We start from the raw sequence: 20604 nt of genomic DNA on the forward strand, positions 1-20604 counted from the left end.
GCATAAAGCGTAGCGCAGCCGGACCCATCGCGGGTGAGGATAATCCGGAAAAGCACAACTCTGGTTAAAAAATAGCCAGCCAGGGGTATGTTATACTGTGCTTTCGCCCGGATTATCCGGATGTTACGTTCAGAGAGATAACGCTAACTAACTGATGTGGAGTTTCTTTTCCCCCCGATATCGCTGCTTGCTGCTGACGCTCCTGCTGTCGGCCGGCGGCGCGAGCGCGGAACCCAGCTGGTCACAAAAGGCCGCCAATCCCTTCGACAATAACGGCGACAGCCTGCCGGATCTCGGTATTGCCCCGGAGAACGACGATTACGAAAAGCATCTCGCGACCATGGCTAAAGCCTTCGGTGAAGAGAGCATGGTGGATAACGATCTGGATGCCGGGGAGCAGGCGCGGATATTTGCTTTCAACCACCTGCGCGATGCGGTGACCGGGCGGGTCAGCGATGAGGTGCAGTCTCTGCTCTCTCCGCTCGGGACCACCAATCTCAATCTGCTGGTGGACGACGAGGGGAAATTCACCGGCAGCAGCGGGTCGCTGTTCACGCCCTGGCAGGATAACAACCGCTACCTGACCTGGACTCAGTTTGGCGTCAGTCAGCACACCGACGGCCTGGTGGGTAACGCCGGGGTGGGCCAGCGCTGGGTGGCCGGAAGATGGCTGCTGGGCTACAACACCTTCTACGACACCCGTTTTGACGACCACCTGCAGCGCGCCGGATTTGGCGCCGAAGCCTGGGGCGAGTACCTGCGCTTTTCGGCCAACTACTATTCGCCGTTCGGCGGCTGGCAGACCGCCTCCGACACCCTTGAGCAGCGTCTGGCGCGCGGGTATGACGTCACCGCTCAGGCGTGGCTGCCGTTCTACCGCCATATCAATACCAGCCTGAGCCTTGAGCAGTACTTTGGCGATAACGTCGACCTGTTTGATAGCGGAACCGGCTACCACGATCCGGTGGCGGTGAAGGTGGGGCTGAACTACACGCCGGTACCGCTGGTGACGCTGACCGCGCAGCACAAGCAGGGCGAGGCGGGGGCCAGCCAGAACAACCTCGGCCTGACGCTTAACTACCGCTTCGGCGTGCCGCTTGCCAAACAGCTCTCTGCCGCCGAGGTGGCGAACACCAGCTCGCTGCGCGGCAGCCGGTATGACCGCGTCGATCGTAACCCGGTACCGGAAGTGAATTTCCGCCAGCGAAAAACCCTGTCGGTATTTCTGGCCACGCCGCCCTGGGATCTCCAGCCTGGCGAAACGGTGGCGCTTAAGCTGCAGGTGCGCAGCGTCAACGGCATACGCCGCCTGACCTGGCAGGGAGATACCCATGCGTTAAGCCTGACACCGCCGGTAGACAGCGCCTCGCCTGACGGCTGGACGGTGATTATGCCGGCCTGGGACAGCAGTCCGGGCGCCAACAATAGTTGGCGTCTGTCAGTCACGGTAGAGGACAATCGGGGGCAGCGCGTGACGTCTAACGTGATTACGCTTGACGCCACCGCACCGTTGACGGCGTCGCCGGAAGAGGATCCGCGTTTCCGGCTGCTGCCTGAGGAGTGATCAGAAAACGCGTTCCTGATGCACCCATACCGCTGCTTCGACGCGGGATTTGAGCTTCATCTTTTTGAGCAGGTGCTTTACGTGGACCTTCACCGTGGACTCGGTGATGTCGAGGCGGCGGGCGATCATTTTGTTCGGCAGCCCCTGGGCGATAAGCTTAAGGATGTCGCGCTCGCGCGGCGTCAGCTGGGTGATGTCGCGGTCGGACGGCGCGCGGCTGGCGCGCAGGCTTGCCGCCAGCACCGGGGTCAGGGCTTCACTTAACACCATTTCACCCGCGGCCGCCTGATGCAGCGCCTTGAGCAGATCCTCCGGCTCCATATCCTTCAGCAGATAGCCGTCGGCCCCGCGTTTCAGCGCCGTCACCACATCCTCTTCGTGATTCGAGACGCTGAACACCACGATGCGGCCGGAGAGCGACTTTTCGCGCAGTTTATCCAGCGTCTCAAGGCCGTTAAGGCCCGGCATGTTGAGGTCGAGCAGGATCAGATCCGGGTCCAGCGACTCGGCAAGCTCGATGCCCTGTTCGCCGTTGCCGGCCTCGCCAATGACAGCGAGATCCGGGGCCATGCTGATAAGCTGCTTCACGCCGGTGCGCAGCATCGGGTGGTCGTCAATCAGCAAAATGGTTGCTGCATCCGGATTACTCATAGGTATCTCCCTGGTTTGAAGGTGATGGTACGTCGGGAATAAAGGTGACGATAACCTCGGTGCCGCCGCTGTCGCGCCGGCGGACCTGACAGTCACCGCGCAGGCTTTGCGCGCGATCCCGCATAATAATCAGACCGTAATGGTTGCTGCGTTCGGCGTTCTCCGCCACGCCGCGGCCGTTATCCTCGATGGACAGCGTTACCTGGCGATCGCGCCGCGTGACGCTGACCCGAATGGCGGTGGCCCCCGCGTGTTTCAGGGCGTTGTTCAGCGCTTCCCGGGCGATATGCAGCAGGTGAATGGCCTGATGCGAGGGGATCAGGCGCGGCGGCAGCTGGTAGTTGAGCTCCACCGGGAACCCGAGCCGGGCGCTGAACTCCTGACAGCTGGCTTCCAGCGCGGCGCGCAGCCCCGGTTCGGTCAGCTGCAAGCGGAAGGTGGTGAGCAGTTCACGCAGCTGCGCCCACGAGGAGTTAAGCTCGTTGCGCATCTGGGCCAGCAGCGAGCGGGCGCTCTCCGGCAGCGCCTCGCCCTGCATTTGCAAACAGCTCACCTGCATTTTCAGACAGGAGAGGGACTGGGCGATGGAGTCGTGCAGTTCCCGGGCGATGGCGGCGCGCTCCTCCATCACGATCAGCTGCTGGTGGTGATCCTGCTGGCGATCGATGGCCAGCGAGGCGGTAATCTGCTCCACCAGGGTGTCGACCATCTGCTGCTGATCCTGACTCAGGTGACAGCCCACCGGCAGCTTCGCCAGCATCAGGCCGTACTGGTTATGGGTGTCGGTCAGCCGCCACTTCAGAGTGGTAGAGGCGCCGTCCATCGGGGCGAGGTGGCGCGGGCAGAGGCGGCAGCCTTTGGCGTCACAGGTTTCGCCGGCCTGCCAGGTAAACTCCTGCGGGTTTTCATCGTCGTCAAACTCATACACCCGCAGCTCAATGTCGCGCAGCAGCGTCAACTGCTGGAGATCGTGCAGTACCGGGGCGAGGCGCTCGCACAGCGGGGCAGAGGAGTGCAGATGGCGGCTGGCCTGCCACAGGAACGCGAGGATCTCGTTTTTGTGCGCCAGCACCGCGGTTTTCTCCGCCACCCGCTCCTCAAGCACGCTGTAGCTGGCGGCCAGTTCGGAAGACATGCTGTTAAGCGACTTCCCGAGGGTGGCCATCTCATCGCGTCCGCTGATGTTGACCCGTTGGGAGAAGTCGCGGTGGCCGACGGCGGTGGCCATCGCCATAAGCTGTCGCCACGGGCGAAGCAGGCGCTGGCGCAGCCAGATAACGGTGAAAATGAGCAGCAGCCCCATCAACCCGGCCAGCGCATGCTGGAGCATTACGATGCGTTCGATGCGCAGTTCGGTGGTGTGATCGAAGGCGGTGACCAGGGCGTCAATCTGGCTGACAAACGCCTCGACGTTGGCCCGCACCTCATCCGGGGAGCGCGCCTGAAGCAGCCGCGGCTCGAGTACGTCGCGCCAGTAGGTTTGCAGGGCGTCGAGCCGCGCGCTCTCGCCGTCACGCGTTGCGGCGTCTGCCAGCTCGGTACTGAAGGTGGTGCGGTGCATCTCCTCCATCAGCCCGGCGCTGTCGCGCTGGAGCGGCACCGAGGAGAGCAGGCGGTAGCTCTGCATACGCATCGACCCGGCCTTGTTGATGGCGTGCGCGCTGCCCTGAATGCCCTGACCCAGCCAGCCCGCCACCGACATCCCGGAGATGCCGATTGCAGCGGACACCAGCACGATAAGCGTCAGCTGGCTGATAAGCGTCAGGGGTGAGAACAGGCGTGTAAACATCGACGAGCGGCTCCGGTCATCAAGGCACCAGTAAACAAGATGGCGCTATTGTCAGGTATCACCAGGAGTATACACATACCCCCAAAGGATTAACCCTCATTTGCCACGGAGCAGGGGGCGCCTGCGAAGAAGGGGTAAAACCGGGTCAGAGCCGTGAAAATCCACATCTTTTGCCTGCCGATTCACTACTCACTAAGGATAAGGCGATTTTTTCAGGCGTAACAGCGCCAGCTTATCCTTTGATTTACATCAACTTAAGCGGCGACATAAACCCTATGGTGAGTGCAGTTATTTCATCTATCTGAGGTGTTTATGAGTCACGCTTCCGCCCCTGAACGTGCAAACAGCACGTTAATTACAGACTGGCGTCCGGAAGATCCCGCGTTCTGGCAGCAAACCGGCTACCGCGTTGCCCGCCGCAATCTGTGGATTTCGGTACCCAGCCTGCTGCTCGCGTTCTGCGTCTGGATGTTATTCAGTGCGGTCGCGGTCAACCTGAACAAAGTGGGGTTTAACTTCACAACCGATCAGCTGTTTATGCTGACCGCGCTGCCGTCGGTTTCCGGGGCGCTGCTGCGCGTGCCCTATTCCTTTATGGTGCCGATTTTCGGCGGGCGTCGCTGGACGGCGTTCAGCACCGGGATCCTGATTATTCCCTGCCTGTGGCTGGGTTTTGCGGTGCAGGACAGCTCGACGCCGTTCAGCACCTTTATCATTATCTCCCTGCTGTGCGGTTTTGCCGGGGCTAACTTCGCCTCCAGCATGGCGAATATCAGCTTCTTCTTTCCGAAGCAGAAACAGGGCGGGGCGCTCGGCATCAACGGCGGTATGGGTAACCTTGGCGTCAGCGTGATGCAGCTGCTGGCTCCGCTGGCGATCTCCATGTCGATTTTCGCCGCGTTCGGCGGTGACGGAGTGGTGCAGGAAAACGGCTCGCGTCTCTACCTGGAAAACGCCGCCTGGATCTGGGTACCGCTGCTGGCCTTTTTCACCCTGGCTGCCTGGTTTGGCATGAACGACCTCGCCACCTCGAAAGCCTCGATCCGCGATCAGCTTCCGGTGCTGCTGCGCGGTCACCTGTGGATAATGAGTTTCCTCTACCTCGCGACCTTCGGCTCGTTTATTGGGTTCTCCGCCGGGTTTGCCATGCTGGCAAAAACCCAGTTCCCGCAGGTGGATATTCTGCACTACGCCTTCTTTGGCCCGCTGTTCGGCGCGCTGGCGCGTACCGCCGGTGGGGCGATCTCTGACCGCCTCGGCGGAACCCGGGTTACCCTAGTGAACTTCGTTCTGATGGCGCTGTTCAGCGCGCTGCTGTTCACGACGCTGCCGTCAGGCGACAGCCAGGGCAACCTGATCGCTTTCTTTGGGGTGTTCCTGATGCTGTTCCTGACCGCCGGGCTGGGTAGCGGCTCCTCGTTCCAGATGATCTCGGTGATTTTCCGTAAGCTGACGATGGACCGCGTAAAAGCGCAGGGCGGGACGGAAGCGCAGGCGATGCGTGAAGCCGCGACCGATACGGCGGCGGCACTTGGCTTCATCTCGGCTATCGGGGCGATCGGCGGCTTCTTTATTCCGAAAGCCTTCGGTACGTCGCTGGCGCTGACCGGCTCCCCGGCGGGCGCCATGAAAGTCTTCCTGGTGTTTTACGTGATTTGCGTGGTCGTCACCTGGGTGGTGTACGGGCGCAAAGCAAAATAATAATAACGATAAAAGAAGTCGGCATTTTACAGCGCGGGGTTGCCCGCGCTTTTTTTAGATGTTAATTAGTTACAACATACTTACAGGTGGAACCCGTTCGGTTTCAGTCGCCGCTGCGTTGTGTGTGACCGCGCTCTCATCAGGTTGGTGTATACCACCAATGCCCCGCAAGGGTGAAAACAGGCGCGCTGAAAAGGTCTTTTCATGAATTTATCTATCTAAATCAGATATTTATAAAATAACTGGTTATCCCACTTTGGTGGTATCTGACTTTACACCCCATTTTTCAAAGCCTTACCCGCTTGATCGGTATCAATTCCCCCACCCATAGCACGGGCTACTTTGCCGTCAATAGCAGCAATGTCGATTTACCAGAAGAGCCTTAAGGCTCCAACAGGAGAAACGCTGATGAGCAAATTTCTGGACCGGTTTCGCTACTTCAAACAGAAGGGTGAAACCTTTGCCGACGGGCACGGCCAGGTATTAGAAACAAACCGTGACTGGGAAGATGGATACCGCCAGCGCTGGCAGCACGATAAAATCGTGCGATCCACCCACGGCGTAAACTGTACCGGCTCCTGCAGCTGGAAGATTTACGTGAAAAACGGTCTGGTCACCTGGGAAACCCAGCAGACCGACTATCCGCGTACCCGTCCGGATATGCCGAACCACGAACCGCGCGGCTGTCCTCGCGGCGCCAGCTACTCCTGGTATCTCTACAGCGCCAACCGCCTGAAATACCCGCTGATGCGCAAGCGTCTGATTAAGCTGTGGCGCGAAGCGAAAGCCCTGCACAGCGATCCGGTTGAGGCCTGGGCTTCCATTATCGAAGACAGCGACAAAGCCAAAAGCTACAAGCAGGCGCGCGGGCGCGGTGGCTTTGTACGCTCCTCCTGGCAGGAAGTGAATGAGCTTATCGCGGCGTCCAACGTCTATACCGCCAAAACCTACGGTCCGGACCGTATTGCCGGCTTCTCGCCGATCCCGGCGATGTCGATGGTCTCCTACGCCTCCGGCGCCCGTTACCTGTCGCTGATCGGCGGAACCTGCCTGAGCTTCTACGACTGGTACTGCGACCTGCCGCCGGCCTCGCCGATGACCTGGGGTGAGCAGACCGACGTGCCGGAATCCGCCGACTGGTACAACTCCAGCTACATCATCGCCTGGGGCTCCAACGTTCCGCAGACCCGTACCCCGGACGCACACTTCTTTACTGAAGTACGCTACAAAGGCACCAAAACCGTGGCCGTTACCCCGGACTACGCCGAAATCGCCAAGCTGTGCGATCTCTGGCTGGCACCGAAGCAGGGGACCGACAGCGCGATGGCGCTGGCGATGGGCCACGTCATGCTGCGTGAATTCCACCTCGATAACCCGAGCCAGTACTTCACCGACTACGTGCGTCGCTACACCGACATGCCGATGCTGGTCATGCTCGAACCGCGTGACGGCATGTACGCCGCCGGCCGCATGCTGCGCGCCTCGGATCTGGTGGATGCCCTGGGTCAGGAAAACAACCCGGAATGGAAAACCATCGCCTGCGATAACCGCTCCGGTGAGCTGGTGGCGCCAAACGGCTCTATCGGTTTCCGCTGGGGTGAAAAGGGCAAATGGAACCTCGAACAGCGTAACGGCACCAGCGGTGAAGAAGCCGAGCTGCGCCTGAGCCTGCTCGGAAGCCACGACGAAATTGCCGAGGTTGGCTTCCCGTACTTTGGCGGCGACGGCACCGAGCACTTCACCAACGTGGCGCTCGACAACGTGCTGGTCCACAAGCTGCCGGCGAAGCGCCTCCAGCTCGCCAACGGGGAAACCGCGCTGGTGACCACGGTCTACGACCTTACGCTGGCAAACTACGGCCTTGAGCGTGGACTGGGCGATGCTAACGCGGCAACCAGCTACGATGAGGTGAAAGCCTACACCCCGGCCTGGGCTGAACAGATTACCGGTGTGCCACGCGCGCAGATTATCCGCACCGCGCGTGAGTTCGCCGACAACGCCGATAAAACCCACGGTCGCTCGATGATCATCGTTGGTGCCGGTCTGAACCACTGGTTCCACATGGACATGAACTATCGTGGGCTGATCAACATGCTGGTGTTCTGCGGCTGCGTCGGCCAGAGCGGCGGCGGCTGGGCGCACTATGTGGGTCAGGAGAAGCTGCGTCCGCAGACCGGCTGGACACCGCTGGCGTTTGCGCTGGACTGGAACCGTCCGCCGCGCCACATGAACAGCACCTCGTTCTTCTATAACCACTCCAGCCAGTGGCGCTACGAATCTCTGACCGCGGAAGAGCTGCTCTCGCCGCTGGCCGACAAATCGCGCTATACCGGCCATCTGATCGACTTCAACGTGCGCGCCGAACGTATGGGCTGGCTGCCGTCTGCACCGCAGCTCGGCACCAACCCGCTGCGGATCAAAGCCGCTGCCGATGCCGCCGGCATGAGTCCGGTGGACTACACGGTGCAGGCCCTGAAGTCCGGTGAGATCCGTTTCGCCGCTGAAGAGCCGGAAAACGGCAAAAACCACCCGCGCAACCTGTTCGTCTGGCGTTCGAACCTGCTCGGCTCCTCCGGGAAAGGGCATGAGTACATGCTGAAATACCTGCTCGGTACAGAAAACGGTATTCAGGGCAAGGATCTGGGTCAGCAGGGCGGCGTGAAGCCGGAAGAGATTGAGTGGCAGGACAACGGCCTCGACGGCAAGCTTGACCTGGTGGTGACCCTCGACTTCCGCCTGTCCAGCACCTGTCTCTACTCCGATATCGTGCTGCCGACCGCAACCTGGTACGAGAAAGACGACATGAATACCTCGGATATGCATCCGTTTATTCATCCGCTTTCCGCAGCGGTGGACCCGGCGTGGGAATCCAAAAGCGACTGGGAAATCTATAAAGGCATTGCGAAGAAATTCTCCGAAGTGTGCGTCGGGCATCTGGGCACCGAAACCGACGTGGTCACGCTGCCGATCCAGCACGACTCCGCCGCAGAGCTGGCGCAGCCGCTGGACGTGAAGGACTGGAAGAAGGGCGAATGCGAGCTGATTCCGGGCAAAACCGCACCGCACATCGTGGTGGTGGAGCGTGATTACCCGGCCACCTACGAGCGTTTCACCTCTATCGGGCCGCTGCTCGACACCATCGGCAACGGCGGTAAGGGCATCGCCTGGAACACCCAGACCGAGATGGATCTGTTGCGCAAGCTGAACTACACCAAGGCTGACGGCCCGGCCAAAGGCCAGCCGATGCTTAACACCGCCATTGACGCTGCCGAGATGATCCTCACCCTGGCACCCGAAACCAACGGTCACGTTGCGGTGAAAGCATGGGCGGCACTGAGCGAGTTTACCGGTATCGATCACCGTCATCTGGCGCTGAATAAAGAAGAGGAAAAAATCCGCTTCCGCGATATCCAGGCGCAGCCGCGCAAAATCATCTCCAGCCCGACCTGGTCCGGCCTTGAAGATGAGTATGTCTCCTACAATGCGGGCTACACCAACGTGCATGAGCTGATCCCGTGGCGCACCCTGACCGGTCGTCAGCAGATCTATCAGGACCACCCGTGGATGCGCGACTTCGGCGAGAGCCTGCTGGTGTACCGTCCGCCGATTGATACTCGTTCGGTGAAAGCTCTGATGGGGCAGAAATCTAACGGCAATCCGGAGAAGGCGCTGAACTTCCTGACGCCGCACCAGAAATGGGGCATTCACTCCACCTACAGCGACAACCTGCTGATGCTGACCCTGTCACGCGGCGGCCCGATTGTCTGGATGAGCGAAGATGACGCCAAAGATCTCGGCATCGTTGATAACGACTGGATTGAAGTGTTTAACGCCAACGGGGCGCTGACCGCGCGTGCGGTTGTCAGCCAGCGTGTGCCGGCCGGGATGACCATGATGTACCACGCTCAGGAGCGCATCGTGAACCTGCCAGGCTCGGAAATCACCGGCCAGCGCGGGGGGATCCACAACTCGGTCACCCGTATCAGCCCGAAACCGACCCATATGATCGGCGGCTACGCCCATCAGGCATACGGCTTTAACTACTACGGCACCGTCGGCTCGAACCGCGATGAGTTTGTCGTGGTGCGCAAGATGAAAAATATCGACTGGTTAGATGGCGAAGGCAATGACCAGGTACAGGAGAGCGTAAAATGAAAATTCGTTCACAAGTCGGCATGGTGCTGAATCTGGATAAGTGCATCGGCTGCCACACCTGCTCGGTAACCTGTAAAAACGTCTGGACCAGCCGCGAAGGGATGGAGTACGCGTGGTTTAACAACGTAGAAAGTAAACCGGGCGTCGGTTTCCCAAATGACTGGGAAAACCAGGAGAAATGGAAGGGCGGCTGGATCCGTAAAATCAACGGCAAACTGCAGCCGCGCATGGGTGGCCGTGCGATGCTGCTCGGTAAAATCTTCGCCAACCCGCACCTGCCGGGTATCGATGATTACTACGAGCCGTTCGATTACGACTATCAGCATCTACACAACGCGCCGGAAGGCAAGCATCAGCCGATTGCGCGTCCGCGCTCGCTGATCACCGGCCAGCGCATGAACAAAATCGAAGCGGGCCCGAACTGGGAAGAGATCCTCGGCGGCGAATTTGAAAAACGCGGTCAGGATAAAAACTTCGACAACATGCAGAAGGCGATGTACGGCCAGTTCGAAAACACCTTCATGATGTATCTGCCGCGTCTGTGCGAGCACTGCCTTAACCCGGCGTGCGTCGCCACCTGCCCGAGCGGTGCCATCTACAAACGTGAAGAAGACGGCATTGTGCTGATCGACCAGGACAAATGCCGCGGCTGGCGCATGTGCATCACCGGCTGCCCGTACAAAAAAATCTACTTCAACTGGAAGAGCGGCAAGTCTGAGAAGTGCATCTTCTGCTATCCGCGTATCGAAGCCGGCATGCCGACCGTCTGCTCGGAAACCTGCGTCGGACGTATTCGCTACCTCGGCGTGCTGCTGTATGACGCGGATGCGATTGAGAACGCGGCCAGTACCGAAAGCGAGAAAGACCTCTATCAGCGTCAGCTGGATGTGTTCCTCGATCCGAACGACCCGGCGGTAATTGAACAGGCGCTGAAGGATGGCGTTCCGCAGAGCGTGATTGACGCCGCGCAGCAGTCGCCAGTGTGGAAACTGGCGATGGACTGGAAGCTGGCGCTGCCGCTGCACCCGGAATACCGCACGCTGCCGATGGTCTGGTACGTGCCGCCGCTGTCACCGATTCAGTCCGCCGCTGATGCGGGCGAGCTGGGCCGCAACGGCATTCTGCCGGACGTGGACAGCCTGCGTATTCCGGTGCAATACCTGGCGAACCTGCTGACCGCAGGCGACACCGCGCCGGTGCTGCTGGCCCTGAAACGTATGCTGGCCATGCGTCACTATAAACGTGCCGAGACGGTCGACGGCGTCACCGATGTGCGCGCGCTGGAAGAAGTAGGCCTTAGCGAAGCGCAGGCTCAGGAGATGTACCGCTATCTGGCGATTGCCAACTACGAAGACCGTTTCGTGGTGCCCTCTACCCATCGTGAACTGGCAGCGGATGCCTTCCCGGAGCGTAACGGGTGTGGTTTCAGCTTCGGTGACGGCTGCCACGGGTCTGACAGCAAATTCAACCTGTTCAACAGCCGCCGCATCGATGCCATTGATGTGACTGTTAAAACGGAGTCGCGCTCATGATCGAACTGTTGCTTATCTCCCGCCTGCTGGAGTACCCGGATGCTGCCCTGTGGCAGCATCAGGACGAACTCTTTGAGGCGCTGGCTGAGGCGGAAAACCTTTCTCTGAAGCAGGCGCATCAGCTCGGCGTGTTTGTGCGCGATCTGACCCAGCAGGAGCTACTGGATGCGCAGGCCAGCTACGGTGAGCTGTTTGACCGTGGCCGTGCGACCTCGCTGCTGCTGTTTGAACACGTGCACGGCGAATCCCGGGATCGCGGCCAGGCGATGGTCGATCTGCTCTCGCAGTACGAACGCGCCGGGCTGGCGCTCGATAGCCGCGAGCTGCCCGATCACCTGCCGCTCTACCTTGAGTATCTGGCACAGCTGCCGAAGCCGGAGACGATTGCCGGACTACAGGACATCGCCCCGATCCTGGCGCTGCTCGCGGCGCGTCTGACGCAGCGCGAAAGCAGCTACGCGGTGCTGTTTGAACTGCTGTTAGGGCTGTGTGAAACCGCTATCGATACCCATCAGGTGACCGAGAAGATCGCCAACGAAGCGCGCGACGATACGCTTCAGGCGCTTGACGCCGTATGGGAAGAGGAGCAGGTGAAATTCTTCGCCGAGCAGGGGTGCGGTGATAACGCCATCAGCACGCACCAGCGTCGTTTCGCCGGTGCCGTCGCACCGCAATATCTTACTATTCCAACCGGGGAGCATCAGTGATGGACTTTCTGAATACGTTTTTCTTCGGGATCTATCCCTATATTGCCGGTACCGTGTTCCTGGTCGGGAGCTGGCTGCGCTATGACTATGGCCAGTACTCCTGGCGCGCGGCATCGAGCCAGATGCTGGACCGCAAGGGGATGAACATGGCCTCAAACCTGTTCCACTTCGGGATCCTGGGGATTTTCTTCGGCCACCTGTTCGGTATGCTGACCCCACACTGGATGTACGAAGCGTTCCTGCCCATCGCCACCAAGCAGAAGCTGGCGATGATCGCTGGCGGGGTATTTGGTGTGATGACGCTGGTGGGCGGTCTGCTGCTGCTTAAACGTCGCCTGTTTAACCCGCGGGTGCGCGCCACCTCAACCGGTGCAGACATTCTGATCCTTGTGCTGCTGATGACGCAGTGTACGCTGGGGCTTATCACCATTCCATTCTCGGCCCAGCATATGGACGGGTCTGAGATGATGAAACTGGTTGGCTGGGCGCAGTCGGTGGTGACCTTCCGCGGCGGTGCCGCAGCGCATCTGGACGGCGTGGCGTTTATTTTCCGCCTGCATCTGGTGCTCGGCATGACGCTGTTCCTGGTGTTCCCGTTCACCCGTCTGGTGCACGTCTGGAGCGCACCGGTGGAGTATTTCACCCGTAAATACCAGATTGTTCGCGCGCGTCGCTGAACGCGCTGGCAGACACGTCAAACCCGGCTCAGGCCGGGTTTTTTATTGTCCGGCATCCGGGCGGGCGGAGAACAGACAGGCGCTGAGTAGTAATAAAGGCGAGGGTGGTACAGGAAGGCGACGTCTCCGGCACGGAGAATCATGACGTAATCATTGATTAACTTCGGGAATGTGGGATAGGCGAGAGGGTGTTGGGGGAAGGATTATTCGGCGCTGTGCGCCTCACCCTTCGGGCCGTTGCCTGCGGCAACGTTTTCTCGCTACGCTCGAATCGAACCTTAGTCGGAGCTTCTCATCCTTCCCCTGTGCGGAGAATCATGAAGCATTAATTGATCAAGTTCGGGAATGTGGGATAGGCGAGAGATGGTGGTGGGGGAAGGATTCGAACCTTCGAAGTCGATGACGGCAGATTTACAGTCTGCTCCCTTTGGCCGCTCGGGAACCCCACCACGGGGTAATGCTTAGTACTGGCCTGCTTCCTTGGGGGAAGCGGGGCGCATCATATCAAATGACGCGCCGCTGTAAAGTATTGCGTAGGGGAATTGATGTTGTTTGCGTACTTTTTGCCCGTAACGCAGCAAAGCTAAGCAACAGATTCCCCAAAAGATTAAAGAATAATCGTGCGGTTGCCGTAAACAAACACGCGCTGGGCCAGCACCTGATAGAGCGCACGGCTTAATACGTTTTTCTCCACGTCACGTCCGGCACGCATCATATCTTCCGCCGTGTAGGTGTGATCCACATGAATAACGTCCTGCATGATGATCGGACCTTCATCGAGATTGTCATTCACGTAGTGCGCGGTGGCGCCAATAATCTTCACGCCGCGCTCGTAGGCCTGATGGTAAGGGCGCGCGCCGATAAAGGCCGGCAGGAACGAGTGGTGGATATTGATAATCTTGTTCGGGAAGCGCGCCACGAATGAGGGCGTCAGCACGCGCATGTACTTCGCCAGCACCACGTAATCCGGATCGTGGGCTTCAATCGCCTGCGCCATCAGATTATCGTGCTCTTCGCGGGTATAGCCTTCGTGGCTGACAAGGGTGAACGGGATATCAAAGCGTTCCACCAGGGTGCGCAGCGTCTCGTGGTTTCCGATAACCGCAGCGATCTCAACGTCCAGGCCGCCATAGGTGCACTTCATCAGCAGATCGCCCAGGCAGTGGGCCTCTTTGGTGACCAGAATAACGATGCGACGACGGCCTGCGGGATTAAGCTCGCGCACCGACCCTTCGGGCAGGGCGCTGTCGAGATCCGCCAGCAGCGTGGCGTCGTTAAAAATCCCTTCCAGCTCGGTACGCATAAAGAAGCGTCCGGTGCGGTGGTCAACAAACTCGTTGTTCTGCACGATGTTCAGTTCGTGCTTGTAACAGATGTTGGTGATGCGCGCGATGAGCCCTTTCTGATCGGGACAGATGGTGCGCAGTACTTTACGTTGTAGAGAGTGCATCTCAGGGCGGATCCTGTTGAACAGTGTGTGCGTTTACGGGTGTCGTCGGCGCGTTATTGCCCGCAACACTTTTTGAATTTTTTCCCCGAGCCACAGGGGCAGGGGTCGTTACGGCCAAACTGCGGGCGCGTACCGTCGACATAGTACCACTTGTTGTTTTCTTTCAGAAAACGCGAGCGCTCGATAATAGCACCACTTTTGCCATTTTCCTGAAAACGCGCCACAAAGCTGACGAAGCCCTCCTCGGGCGAATGGCCCTCAGCCTGCTCATAAATCGTCAGCCCCTGCCAGGTGGTTCCGGCAAAGCCAGCTTCAATATCGGCTGCAAAGCGTGCGGCCTCGCATGACGGGTGCCAGGTGGCGACCAGATACGGGGCGTTATGGGTGACGAACGCGCAATAGCGCGAGCGCATCAGCTGCGCGGGGGTAGCGGGCAGCGCCTCAGAGGCCAGGAAAGGCCCGCAACATAGGCTATACTCCACTGCACTGCCACATGGACAAGGTTGCGACAAAACGGTCTCCTTACGGGGATGTGAAAGCGCTTACGCACAAAAGGCGTATGGTAACCGAGCGTCCGTATTGATGCTATGCCACGTCACCGCCGAAAGGCACTCTCGCACACTGACCGTTGTCCCGGCTTGCCATGACAGGGTATTGACGCATGCTGCTTTCGTGGGGGAGGATTGCCCCCGCGCTGCGCTTAGCGCGAAAAGATGAGGTTAAGGCCCTGAAAAAGTGACATTTCTTTGTTACTATCGGCCACAACTTTGAGCTTTTGGTGCGATAGACCCGTATTGCACCTGTTTTTTGTCTTTGTTCAGCTAATTCTGACAGGCGTTTCCGGCTATACCATGCCACTATTGAGATAACGCACGTCAGGGGAGAGAAAATGACGCAACCATTGACCGGAAAACAGATTCTGATCGTTGAGGACGAGCCCGTTTTCCGCTCACTGCTGGATTCCTGGTTAACGTCGCTGGGTGCTGACACCCAGCTTGCCCAAGATGGTATTGAAGCCCTGGAAAAACTGGCCGGACTCACACCCGATCTGCTCATTTGCGACATTGAGATGCCGCGTATGAATGGCCTGAAGCTGGTAGAGCATATCCGCAATGAAGGCAACCAGACCCCGGTTCTGGTTATCTCCGGTACCGGCAACATGTCTGATATCGCCAAAGCGCTGCGCCTTGGGGTGCAGGATGTGCTGCTCAAGCCGGTGAAAGATTTTAACCGCCTGCGGGAAACGGTCTTCGCCTGCCTCTATCCGGCGATGTTCAACTCCAGGGTTGAAGAAGAAGATCAGCTATTCCAGGACTGGGACGCGCTGGTCGCCAACCCGAGCGCCGCCGCCAAACTCCTCCAGCAGCTTCAGCCGCCGGTGCAGCAGGTGATGTCCCATTGCCGTATCAACTATCGTCAACTGGTCGCCGCCGATGAGCCAGGACTGGTGCTCGATATTGCGCCGCTTTCCGATCAGGATTTAGCCTTTTATTGTCTCGATGTCACCCGCGCCGGTGATAATGGCGTACTGGCTGCTTTATTATTGCGCGCCTTATTTAATGGATTATTGCAGGAGCAGCTTTCGCGCCAGCGTCAGCGGCTCCCGGAACTCGGTAATTTACTTAAACAGGTTAACCAACTGTTGCGCCAGGCAAATTTACCTGGGCAATTCCCGTTGCTGGTGGGTTATTACCACAGTGGGTTAAAAAATCTGATATTAGTTTCTGCCGGACTTAATGCCACCCTCAATACCGGCGATCATCAGATTCAGTTAAGTAACGGTGTGCCGCTTGGCACGCTGGGGAATACCTACTTAAATCAAATCAGTCAGCATAGCGAGTCCTGGCAGTGCCAGATCTGGGGCTCTGGCGGGCGTCTGCGCCTGATGTTGTCTGCGGAATGAGCACTTAAACCGGCTAACTCAGATAGCTTTTCCGGGCTGTCTGAGCCGGTGGTAATATCCTTTCAGCTTTATTCGTATTAGTCCTAAATTGCCGCTGCGGCGGGTATTCAGACGCTGATCCAATTTCTAACCTGATATACTCGAACGCGTTTTTAATTGACGAACAAGTGTGAAACTTGAACGGTTCAGGAGAATTTTCATGGCTGCCATTAATTCGAAAGTAAGAAAAGCAGTAATCCCGGTTGCGGGATTAGGAACCCGAATGTTGCCTGCAACTAAGGCGATCCCTAAAGAGATGCTGCCGCTGGTTGATAAGCCTTTAATCCAGTACGTAGTAAATGAGTGTATCGCGGCAGGAATTACCGAAATTGTTCTGGTTACCCACTCCTCGAAAAACTCCATCGAAAACCACTTCGACACCAGCTTCGAACTGGAAGCCATGCTGGAAAAACGCGTTAAGCGCCAGCTGCTGGAAGAAGTCCAGTCTATCTGCCCACCGCACGTCACCATCATGCAGGTCCGTCAGGGTCTGGCGAAAGGCCTTGGCCACGCGGTGATGTGCGCGCATCCGGTTGTTGGCGATGAGCCCGTAGCCGTGATTCTCCCGGACGTGATTCTGGACGAATACGAATCCGATCTCTCCCAGGATAACCTGGCGGAAATGATTAAGCGCTTCGATGAAACCGGTAACAGCCAGATCATGGTAGAGCCGGTAGAAGACGTGACCGCTTACGGCGTTGTTGACTGCAAAGGCGTCGAGCTGAACCCGGGCGACAGCGTACCGATGGTCGGCATCGTTGAGAAGCCAAAAGCTAACGTCGCGCCGTCTAACCTGGCGGTCGTGGGCCGTTACGTGCTCAGCGCTGATATCTGGCCTCTGCTGGCGAAAACCCCTCCGGGAGCCGGTGATGAAATCCAGCTTACCGACTCTATCGCCATGCTGATGGACAAAGAAACCGTTGAGGCCTACCACATGAAAGGTAAGAGCCACGACTGCGGTAACAAGCTGGGCTACATGCAGGCATTCGTAGAATACGGCGTTCGTCACAACACGTTGGGTGCTGAATTTACGGCGTGGCTCAACGAGACGGTGGGCGACAACAAGTAATCCATTTTATCGCAGGATAAAGCAATGAAAGTAACCGTGTTTGGTATTGGCTACGTAGGTCTGGTGCAGGCAGCAGTGCTTGCGGAAGTCGGGCATGACGTAATGTGCATCGACGTGGACGAGGCTAAAGTAGAGAACCTGAAGCAGGGTCTTATTCCCATCTATGAACCTGGTCTGACTCCCTTAGTGAAGAAAAACTTCGAGGAGGGTCGATTACACTTCAGTACCAATCCGGAAGAAGGGGTAAATCACGGCGTGATGCAGTTTATCGCCGTGGGTACGCCACCGGATGAAGATGGTTCCGCCGATCTGAAATACGTGGTCGCCGTTGCGCAGACCATCGCCAGATATATGACCTCGCACAAAGTCGTTATCGACAAGTCTACCGTGCCGGTGGGTACCGCAGACCGCGTACGTAAGGTGATGGCCGAAGCGCTGAATGAGCGCGGCGTCGATCTGAACTTTGATGTGGTCTCCAACCCTGAATTCCTCAAGGAAGGGGCCGCGGTGGCCGACTGCATGCGCCCTGAGCGCATCATCGTTGGTACCGATAACGATGATGTGGTTGACCTGCTGCGCGAGCTTTACGAGCCGTTTAACCGCAATCACGATCGTATGATCATGATGGATATTCGTAGCGCTGAGCTCACCAAGTATGCTGCCAACTGCATGCTGGCGACCAAAATCAGCTTTATGAACGAAATCGCTAACCTGGCGGAGCGTCTGGGCGCCGACGTTGAGAAAGTACGTCAGGGTATCGGGTCGGACTCCCGCATTGGCTACAGCTTCATTTATCCCGGTTGTGGCTACGGCGGCTCCTGCTTCCCGAAAGACGTTCAGGCACTGATTCGTACCGCAGAGCATATCGGTTACGTGCCGCGCCTGCTGAAAGCGGTAGAAGATGTGAACGACGATCAGAAAATGAAGCTGCCGGAATTCATCCAGCGTCATTTCGGCGACGATTTGAAAGGCAAAACCTTCGCACTGTGGGGGCTCTCCTTTAAACCGAACACCGATGACATGCGTGAAGCGTCAAGCCGCGTACTGATGGACGAACTGTGGAAACGCGGTGCTATCGTACAGGCCTATGACCCGGAAGCGATGGACGAAGCGCAGCGTATTTATGGTCACCGCGCAGACCTGCGACTGATGGGCACCAAAGAAGCGGCATTACAAGGTGCGGATGCGCTGGTTATTTGTACCGAGTGGCAGAGCTTCAAGGCCCCGGATTTTGATACCATCAAAAACGCCTTGAATGAGGCAGTAATTTTCGACGGTCGTAACCTCTACGATCCGGAGAGATTACGCAAACGCGGCTTTACCTATTATGGTATAGGTCGTGGAGCCTCGCTCAATATAGCCTGAGTGCGGTAATAAATAAGGCAGAACGCGGCAACGCGCTCTGCCTTTTTTTTGGCCTGTACGTTGCTTCTGCTCAATACCTCTTCTCACCAGTGTCCAAAATCCGCAGAACCTTAACCCGGTTTCTGTCGGGGATATAATCGCCCCGCAGGATGATTAACCGGTTCAATTTGGCTTATGCCAATCCTGGCATGTAACGGTATCAATATTGTTACCAGGTGTAATTATCGGAGCGGCGCAGGAGGTTGAGGTCGAATTTATGGCGTCAGGCAAGGCCGGGGAGGGTGATACAGGGCGTACAAAAAACAATCAATGTATTAGCGCAGAACACGTATTATCTGCATCAAACATTTATTGCGGGCACAAAAAATCCCGCCGGAGCGGGATTTTTTATTACGCGTAAGGCGTATGAATTACTCTTTGATCAGGAAATCGTCCAGCTGTTTACCCTGCTCATCCATTGCTTTCTTGATGATAGCCGGGGTACGGCCCTGGCCAGTCCAGGTTTTGGTTTCGCCGTTTTCATCAACGTAGCTGTATTTAGCCGGGCGGGCAGCGCGTTTTGATTTAGCGCTGGTTTTTGCTGCACCCATGCTGTTCAGCAGTTCGTTAGGATCAATACCATCAGCAATCAGCATTTCGCGATACTGCTGCAGCTTGCGCGTACGCTCTTCGATTTCCGCAGCGGCAGCGCTTTCTTCTTCGCGACGCTCATTAACAACAACTTCTAATTTTTCCAGCATTTCTTCCAGGGTTTCGAGGGTACATTCTCTCGCCTGCGCACGAAGAGTACGGATGTTGTTCAGAATTTTAAGTGCTTCGCTCATTGTAGTAATCTCAAACTTATTTTGGGGGGTGGTTTGTTCTGCTAATAATAGAGTCATAATTTGCGATCTGCAATAGCTGATAATGTAAGGAATTCAAAATATCGTAATTATTCGATGTCGGTTAAATAGCATTTACCAAAATCTCAGAGTCACAAACCCCTCACCAGGACGTGCCGCAACGCAAATTCAGTCGGATTCGGTTGGATGCGCCCTGACTAATCTGCCTGATAATATTGTGGTCGTGGATAAATATCAGCCTTCGCTATTAGTCATCCGTATCAGGCAACCAGAGAGGCCTCAGCATTTATATTTTGTGCATTCCGTGCGTTAACTTTTTATAAAAAAGCCTATCTCTCCAGTGCTTAGCGGAGTATCACATCCTTTAACACAGGTCGGATCTCAGAACGCCTGCGTGATGAAATCTATATATTTTATGGTCTCGCTTAACGTAAAACCCTGGCCGCTCCGCGGGTTTACCGGCTGTTTCAATCGGCAATTATGCTACAATCGCGCGCATCGTAATATCGTCCCTGGAGTCCCGCTGCCGATGGCGCAACTATATTTCTACTATTCCGCAATGAACGCCGGTAAATCCACGGCGCTGCTGCAGTCCTCTTACAATTACCAGGAAAGAGGGATGCGCACCCTTGTCTATACCGCAGAAATTGATAACCGTTTCGGCTCGGGTAAAGTCAGTTCCCGTATTGGGCTCTCCTCTCCGGCAAACCTTTTCAATCCTCAGACGGCGCTGTTTGATGATATCCAGCGTGAGCATCAGCGTAAGCCGATTAACTGCGTGCTGGTGGATGAAAGCCAGTTTCTGACCCGTCAGCAGGTGCACGAGCTCTCCGAGGTGGTGGACGTGCTGGATATTCCGGTGCTGTGCTACGGGCTGCGTACCGACTTTCAGGGGGAGTTATTCAGCGGGAGCCAGTATCTGCTGGCCTGGTCCGATAAGCTGGTGGAGCTTAAAACCGTGTGCTTCTGCGGCCGTAAGGCCAGTATGGTGCTGCGCCTCGACCAGAATGGCAAACCGTATAACGAAGGCGAGCAGGTGGTGATAGGGGGCAACGAACGCTACGTGTCGGTGTGTCGTAAGCACTATAAGGAAGCGCTCGCGGTAGGCTCTCTGCAGGGCATTGCAGGGCGCTAAGCCTTTCGGGGTGCTCCCCGGTATT

15 protein-coding genes, 1 tRNA gene and 1 other RNA gene are annotated in these 20604 nt (G+C 57.4%); 10 read left to right on the top strand and 7 right to left on the bottom strand.

Annotated features, from left to right (window positions below; all coding sequences use genetic code 11):
• Positions 1–154: 154 nt before the first annotated feature.
• Positions 155–1564, top strand: coding sequence for a YchO/YchP family invasin (locus DW58_RS13540; protein ID WP_024550362.1), 1410 nt, complete (start codon positions 155–157; stop codon positions 1562–1564).
• Here DW58_RS13540 and narL read toward each other — a convergent pair whose 3' ends face one another.
• Positions 1565–2215, bottom strand: coding sequence for a two-component system response regulator NarL (gene narL, locus DW58_RS13545; protein WP_024550363.1), 651 nt, complete (start codon positions 2213–2215; stop codon positions 1565–1567).
• The gene (gene narX, locus DW58_RS13550; RefSeq protein ID WP_024550364.1) at positions 2208–4004 is read right to left on the bottom strand and encodes a nitrate/nitrite two-component system sensor histidine kinase NarX; all 1797 of its coding nucleotides are present in this window, start codon (positions 4002–4004) and stop codon (positions 2208–2210) included. The genes narL and narX overlap by 8 nt, the downstream gene beginning before the upstream one ends.
• A gap of 312 nt (positions 4005–4316) precedes the next feature.
• Between narX and DW58_RS13555 the strand changes: the two genes are divergently transcribed.
• The 5 genes from DW58_RS13555 (at position 4317) to narI (ending at position 12776) form a co-directional block, all read left to right on the top strand.
• Positions 4317–5705, top strand: a complete 1389-nt coding sequence (locus DW58_RS13555) for a NarK family nitrate/nitrite MFS transporter (RefSeq protein WP_024550365.1) — start codon at positions 4317–4319, stop codon at positions 5703–5705.
• 408 nt (positions 5706–6113) lie between these two features.
• Complete coding sequence (locus DW58_RS13560; RefSeq protein WP_024550366.1) at positions 6114–9860, top strand: nitrate reductase subunit alpha; 3747 nt, start codon at positions 6114–6116, stop codon at positions 9858–9860.
• Positions 9857–11392: a nitrate reductase subunit beta gene (narH, locus tag DW58_RS13565; RefSeq protein ID WP_024550367.1), complete on the top strand. Its 1536-nt coding sequence runs from the start codon at positions 9857–9859 to the stop codon at positions 11390–11392. Before DW58_RS13560 ends, narH begins: the two co-directional genes overlap by 4 nt.
• A complete protein-coding gene (gene narJ / locus DW58_RS13570) occupies positions 11389–12099 on the top strand; it encodes a nitrate reductase molybdenum cofactor assembly chaperone (RefSeq protein ID WP_024550368.1) in 711 nt (236 codons plus the stop codon). The genes narH and narJ overlap by 4 nt, the downstream gene beginning before the upstream one ends.
• Positions 12099–12776 (top strand): respiratory nitrate reductase subunit gamma, encoded by a 678-nt coding sequence (gene narI / locus DW58_RS13575; protein WP_024550369.1) that lies wholly within the window; start codon positions 12099–12101, stop codon positions 12774–12776. The genes narJ and narI overlap by 1 nt, the downstream gene beginning before the upstream one ends.
• Before the next feature lie 186 nt (positions 12777–12962).
• Here narI and DW58_RS20250 read toward each other — a convergent pair.
• From DW58_RS20250 to DW58_RS13590, 4 genes are all read right to left on the bottom strand, one after another.
• Positions 12963–13093: non-coding RNA, RtT sRNA (locus tag DW58_RS20250), on the bottom strand.
• A 47-nt stretch (positions 13094–13140) separates the two neighbouring features.
• Positions 13141–13225: transfer RNA gene (locus DW58_RS13580), tRNA-Tyr, on the bottom strand.
• 158 nt (positions 13226–13383) lie between these two features.
• On the bottom strand, positions 13384–14226 hold the full coding sequence (purU, locus tag DW58_RS13585) for a formyltetrahydrofolate deformylase (RefSeq protein WP_024550370.1): 843 nt from the start codon (positions 14224–14226) through the stop codon (positions 13384–13386).
• A gap of 53 nt (positions 14227–14279) precedes the next feature.
• Positions 14280–14738: a YchJ family protein gene (locus DW58_RS13590; protein WP_035885485.1), complete on the bottom strand. Its 459-nt coding sequence runs from the start codon at positions 14736–14738 to the stop codon at positions 14280–14282.
• Between the two features lie 377 nt (positions 14739–15115).
• Between DW58_RS13590 and rssB the strand changes: the two genes are divergently transcribed.
• The 3 genes from rssB (at position 15116) to DW58_RS13605 (ending at position 18602) form a co-directional block, all read left to right on the top strand.
• Positions 15116–16129: a two-component system response regulator RssB gene (rssB, locus tag DW58_RS13595; RefSeq protein WP_024550372.1), complete on the top strand. Its 1014-nt coding sequence runs from the start codon at positions 15116–15118 to the stop codon at positions 16127–16129.
• A gap of 199 nt (positions 16130–16328) precedes the next feature.
• Positions 16329–17237, top strand: a complete 909-nt coding sequence (galU, locus tag DW58_RS13600; RefSeq protein ID WP_024550373.1) for a UTP--glucose-1-phosphate uridylyltransferase GalU — start codon at positions 16329–16331, stop codon at positions 17235–17237.
• 24 nt (positions 17238–17261) lie between these two features.
• The gene (locus tag DW58_RS13605; protein ID WP_024550374.1) at positions 17262–18602 is read left to right on the top strand and encodes a UDP-glucose dehydrogenase family protein; all 1341 of its coding nucleotides are present in this window, start codon (positions 17262–17264) and stop codon (positions 18600–18602) included.
• Between the two features lie 410 nt (positions 18603–19012).
• Here DW58_RS13605 and hns read toward each other — a convergent pair whose 3' ends face one another.
• Positions 19013–19426 (bottom strand): histone-like nucleoid-structuring protein H-NS, encoded by a 414-nt coding sequence (gene hns / locus DW58_RS13610; protein WP_024550375.1) that lies wholly within the window; start codon positions 19424–19426, stop codon positions 19013–19015.
• A gap of 547 nt (positions 19427–19973) precedes the next feature.
• On the opposite strand from hns, the gene tdk reads away from it, so the two are divergent.
• The gene (gene tdk / locus DW58_RS13615) at positions 19974–20579 is read left to right on the top strand and encodes a thymidine kinase (protein WP_024550376.1); all 606 of its coding nucleotides are present in this window, start codon (positions 19974–19976) and stop codon (positions 20577–20579) included.
• Positions 20580–20604: the final 25 nt, after the last annotated feature.

The sequence above is a fragment of the Siccibacter turicensis LMG 23730 genome, assembly GCF_000463155.2.
Classification (GTDB): domain Bacteria; phylum Pseudomonadota; class Gammaproteobacteria; order Enterobacterales; family Enterobacteriaceae; genus Siccibacter; species Siccibacter turicensis.

What these genes read in the sequence shown, in the direction of transcription:
- DW58_RS13540 (WP_024550362.1), top strand. Translation starts at nt 155, where the DNA reads ATGTGGAGTTTCTTTTCCCCCCGATATCGCTGCTTGCTGCTGACGCTC.
- tdk (WP_024550376.1), top strand. Translation starts at nt 19,974, where the DNA reads ATGGCGCAACTATATTTCTACTATTCCGCAATGAACGCCGGTAAATCC.
- rssB (WP_024550372.1), top strand. Translation starts at nt 15,116, where the DNA reads ATGACGCAACCATTGACCGGAAAACAGATTCTGATCGTTGAGGACGAG.
- DW58_RS13560 (WP_024550366.1), top strand. Translation starts at nt 6,114, where the DNA reads ATGAGCAAATTTCTGGACCGGTTTCGCTACTTCAAACAGAAGGGTGAA.
- narL (WP_024550363.1), bottom strand. Translation starts at nt 2,215, where the DNA reads ATGAGTAATCCGGATGCAGCAACCATTTTGCTGATTGACGACCACCCG.
- purU (WP_024550370.1), bottom strand. Translation starts at nt 14,226, where the DNA reads ATGCACTCTCTACAACGTAAAGTACTGCGCACCATCTGTCCCGATCAG.
- galU (WP_024550373.1), top strand. Translation starts at nt 16,329, where the DNA reads ATGGCTGCCATTAATTCGAAAGTAAGAAAAGCAGTAATCCCGGTTGCG.
- narX (WP_024550364.1), bottom strand. Translation starts at nt 4,004, where the DNA reads ATGTTTACACGCCTGTTCTCACCCCTGACGCTTATCAGCCAGCTGACG.
- narI (WP_024550369.1), top strand. Translation starts at nt 12,099, where the DNA reads ATGGACTTTCTGAATACGTTTTTCTTCGGGATCTATCCCTATATTGCC.
- narH (WP_024550367.1), top strand. Translation starts at nt 9,857, where the DNA reads ATGAAAATTCGTTCACAAGTCGGCATGGTGCTGAATCTGGATAAGTGC.
- DW58_RS13605 (WP_024550374.1), top strand. Translation starts at nt 17,262, where the DNA reads ATGAAAGTAACCGTGTTTGGTATTGGCTACGTAGGTCTGGTGCAGGCA.
- hns (WP_024550375.1), bottom strand. Translation starts at nt 19,426, where the DNA reads ATGAGCGAAGCACTTAAAATTCTGAACAACATCCGTACTCTTCGTGCG.
- narJ (WP_024550368.1), top strand. Translation starts at nt 11,389, where the DNA reads ATGATCGAACTGTTGCTTATCTCCCGCCTGCTGGAGTACCCGGATGCT.
- DW58_RS13555 (WP_024550365.1), top strand. Translation starts at nt 4,317, where the DNA reads ATGAGTCACGCTTCCGCCCCTGAACGTGCAAACAGCACGTTAATTACA.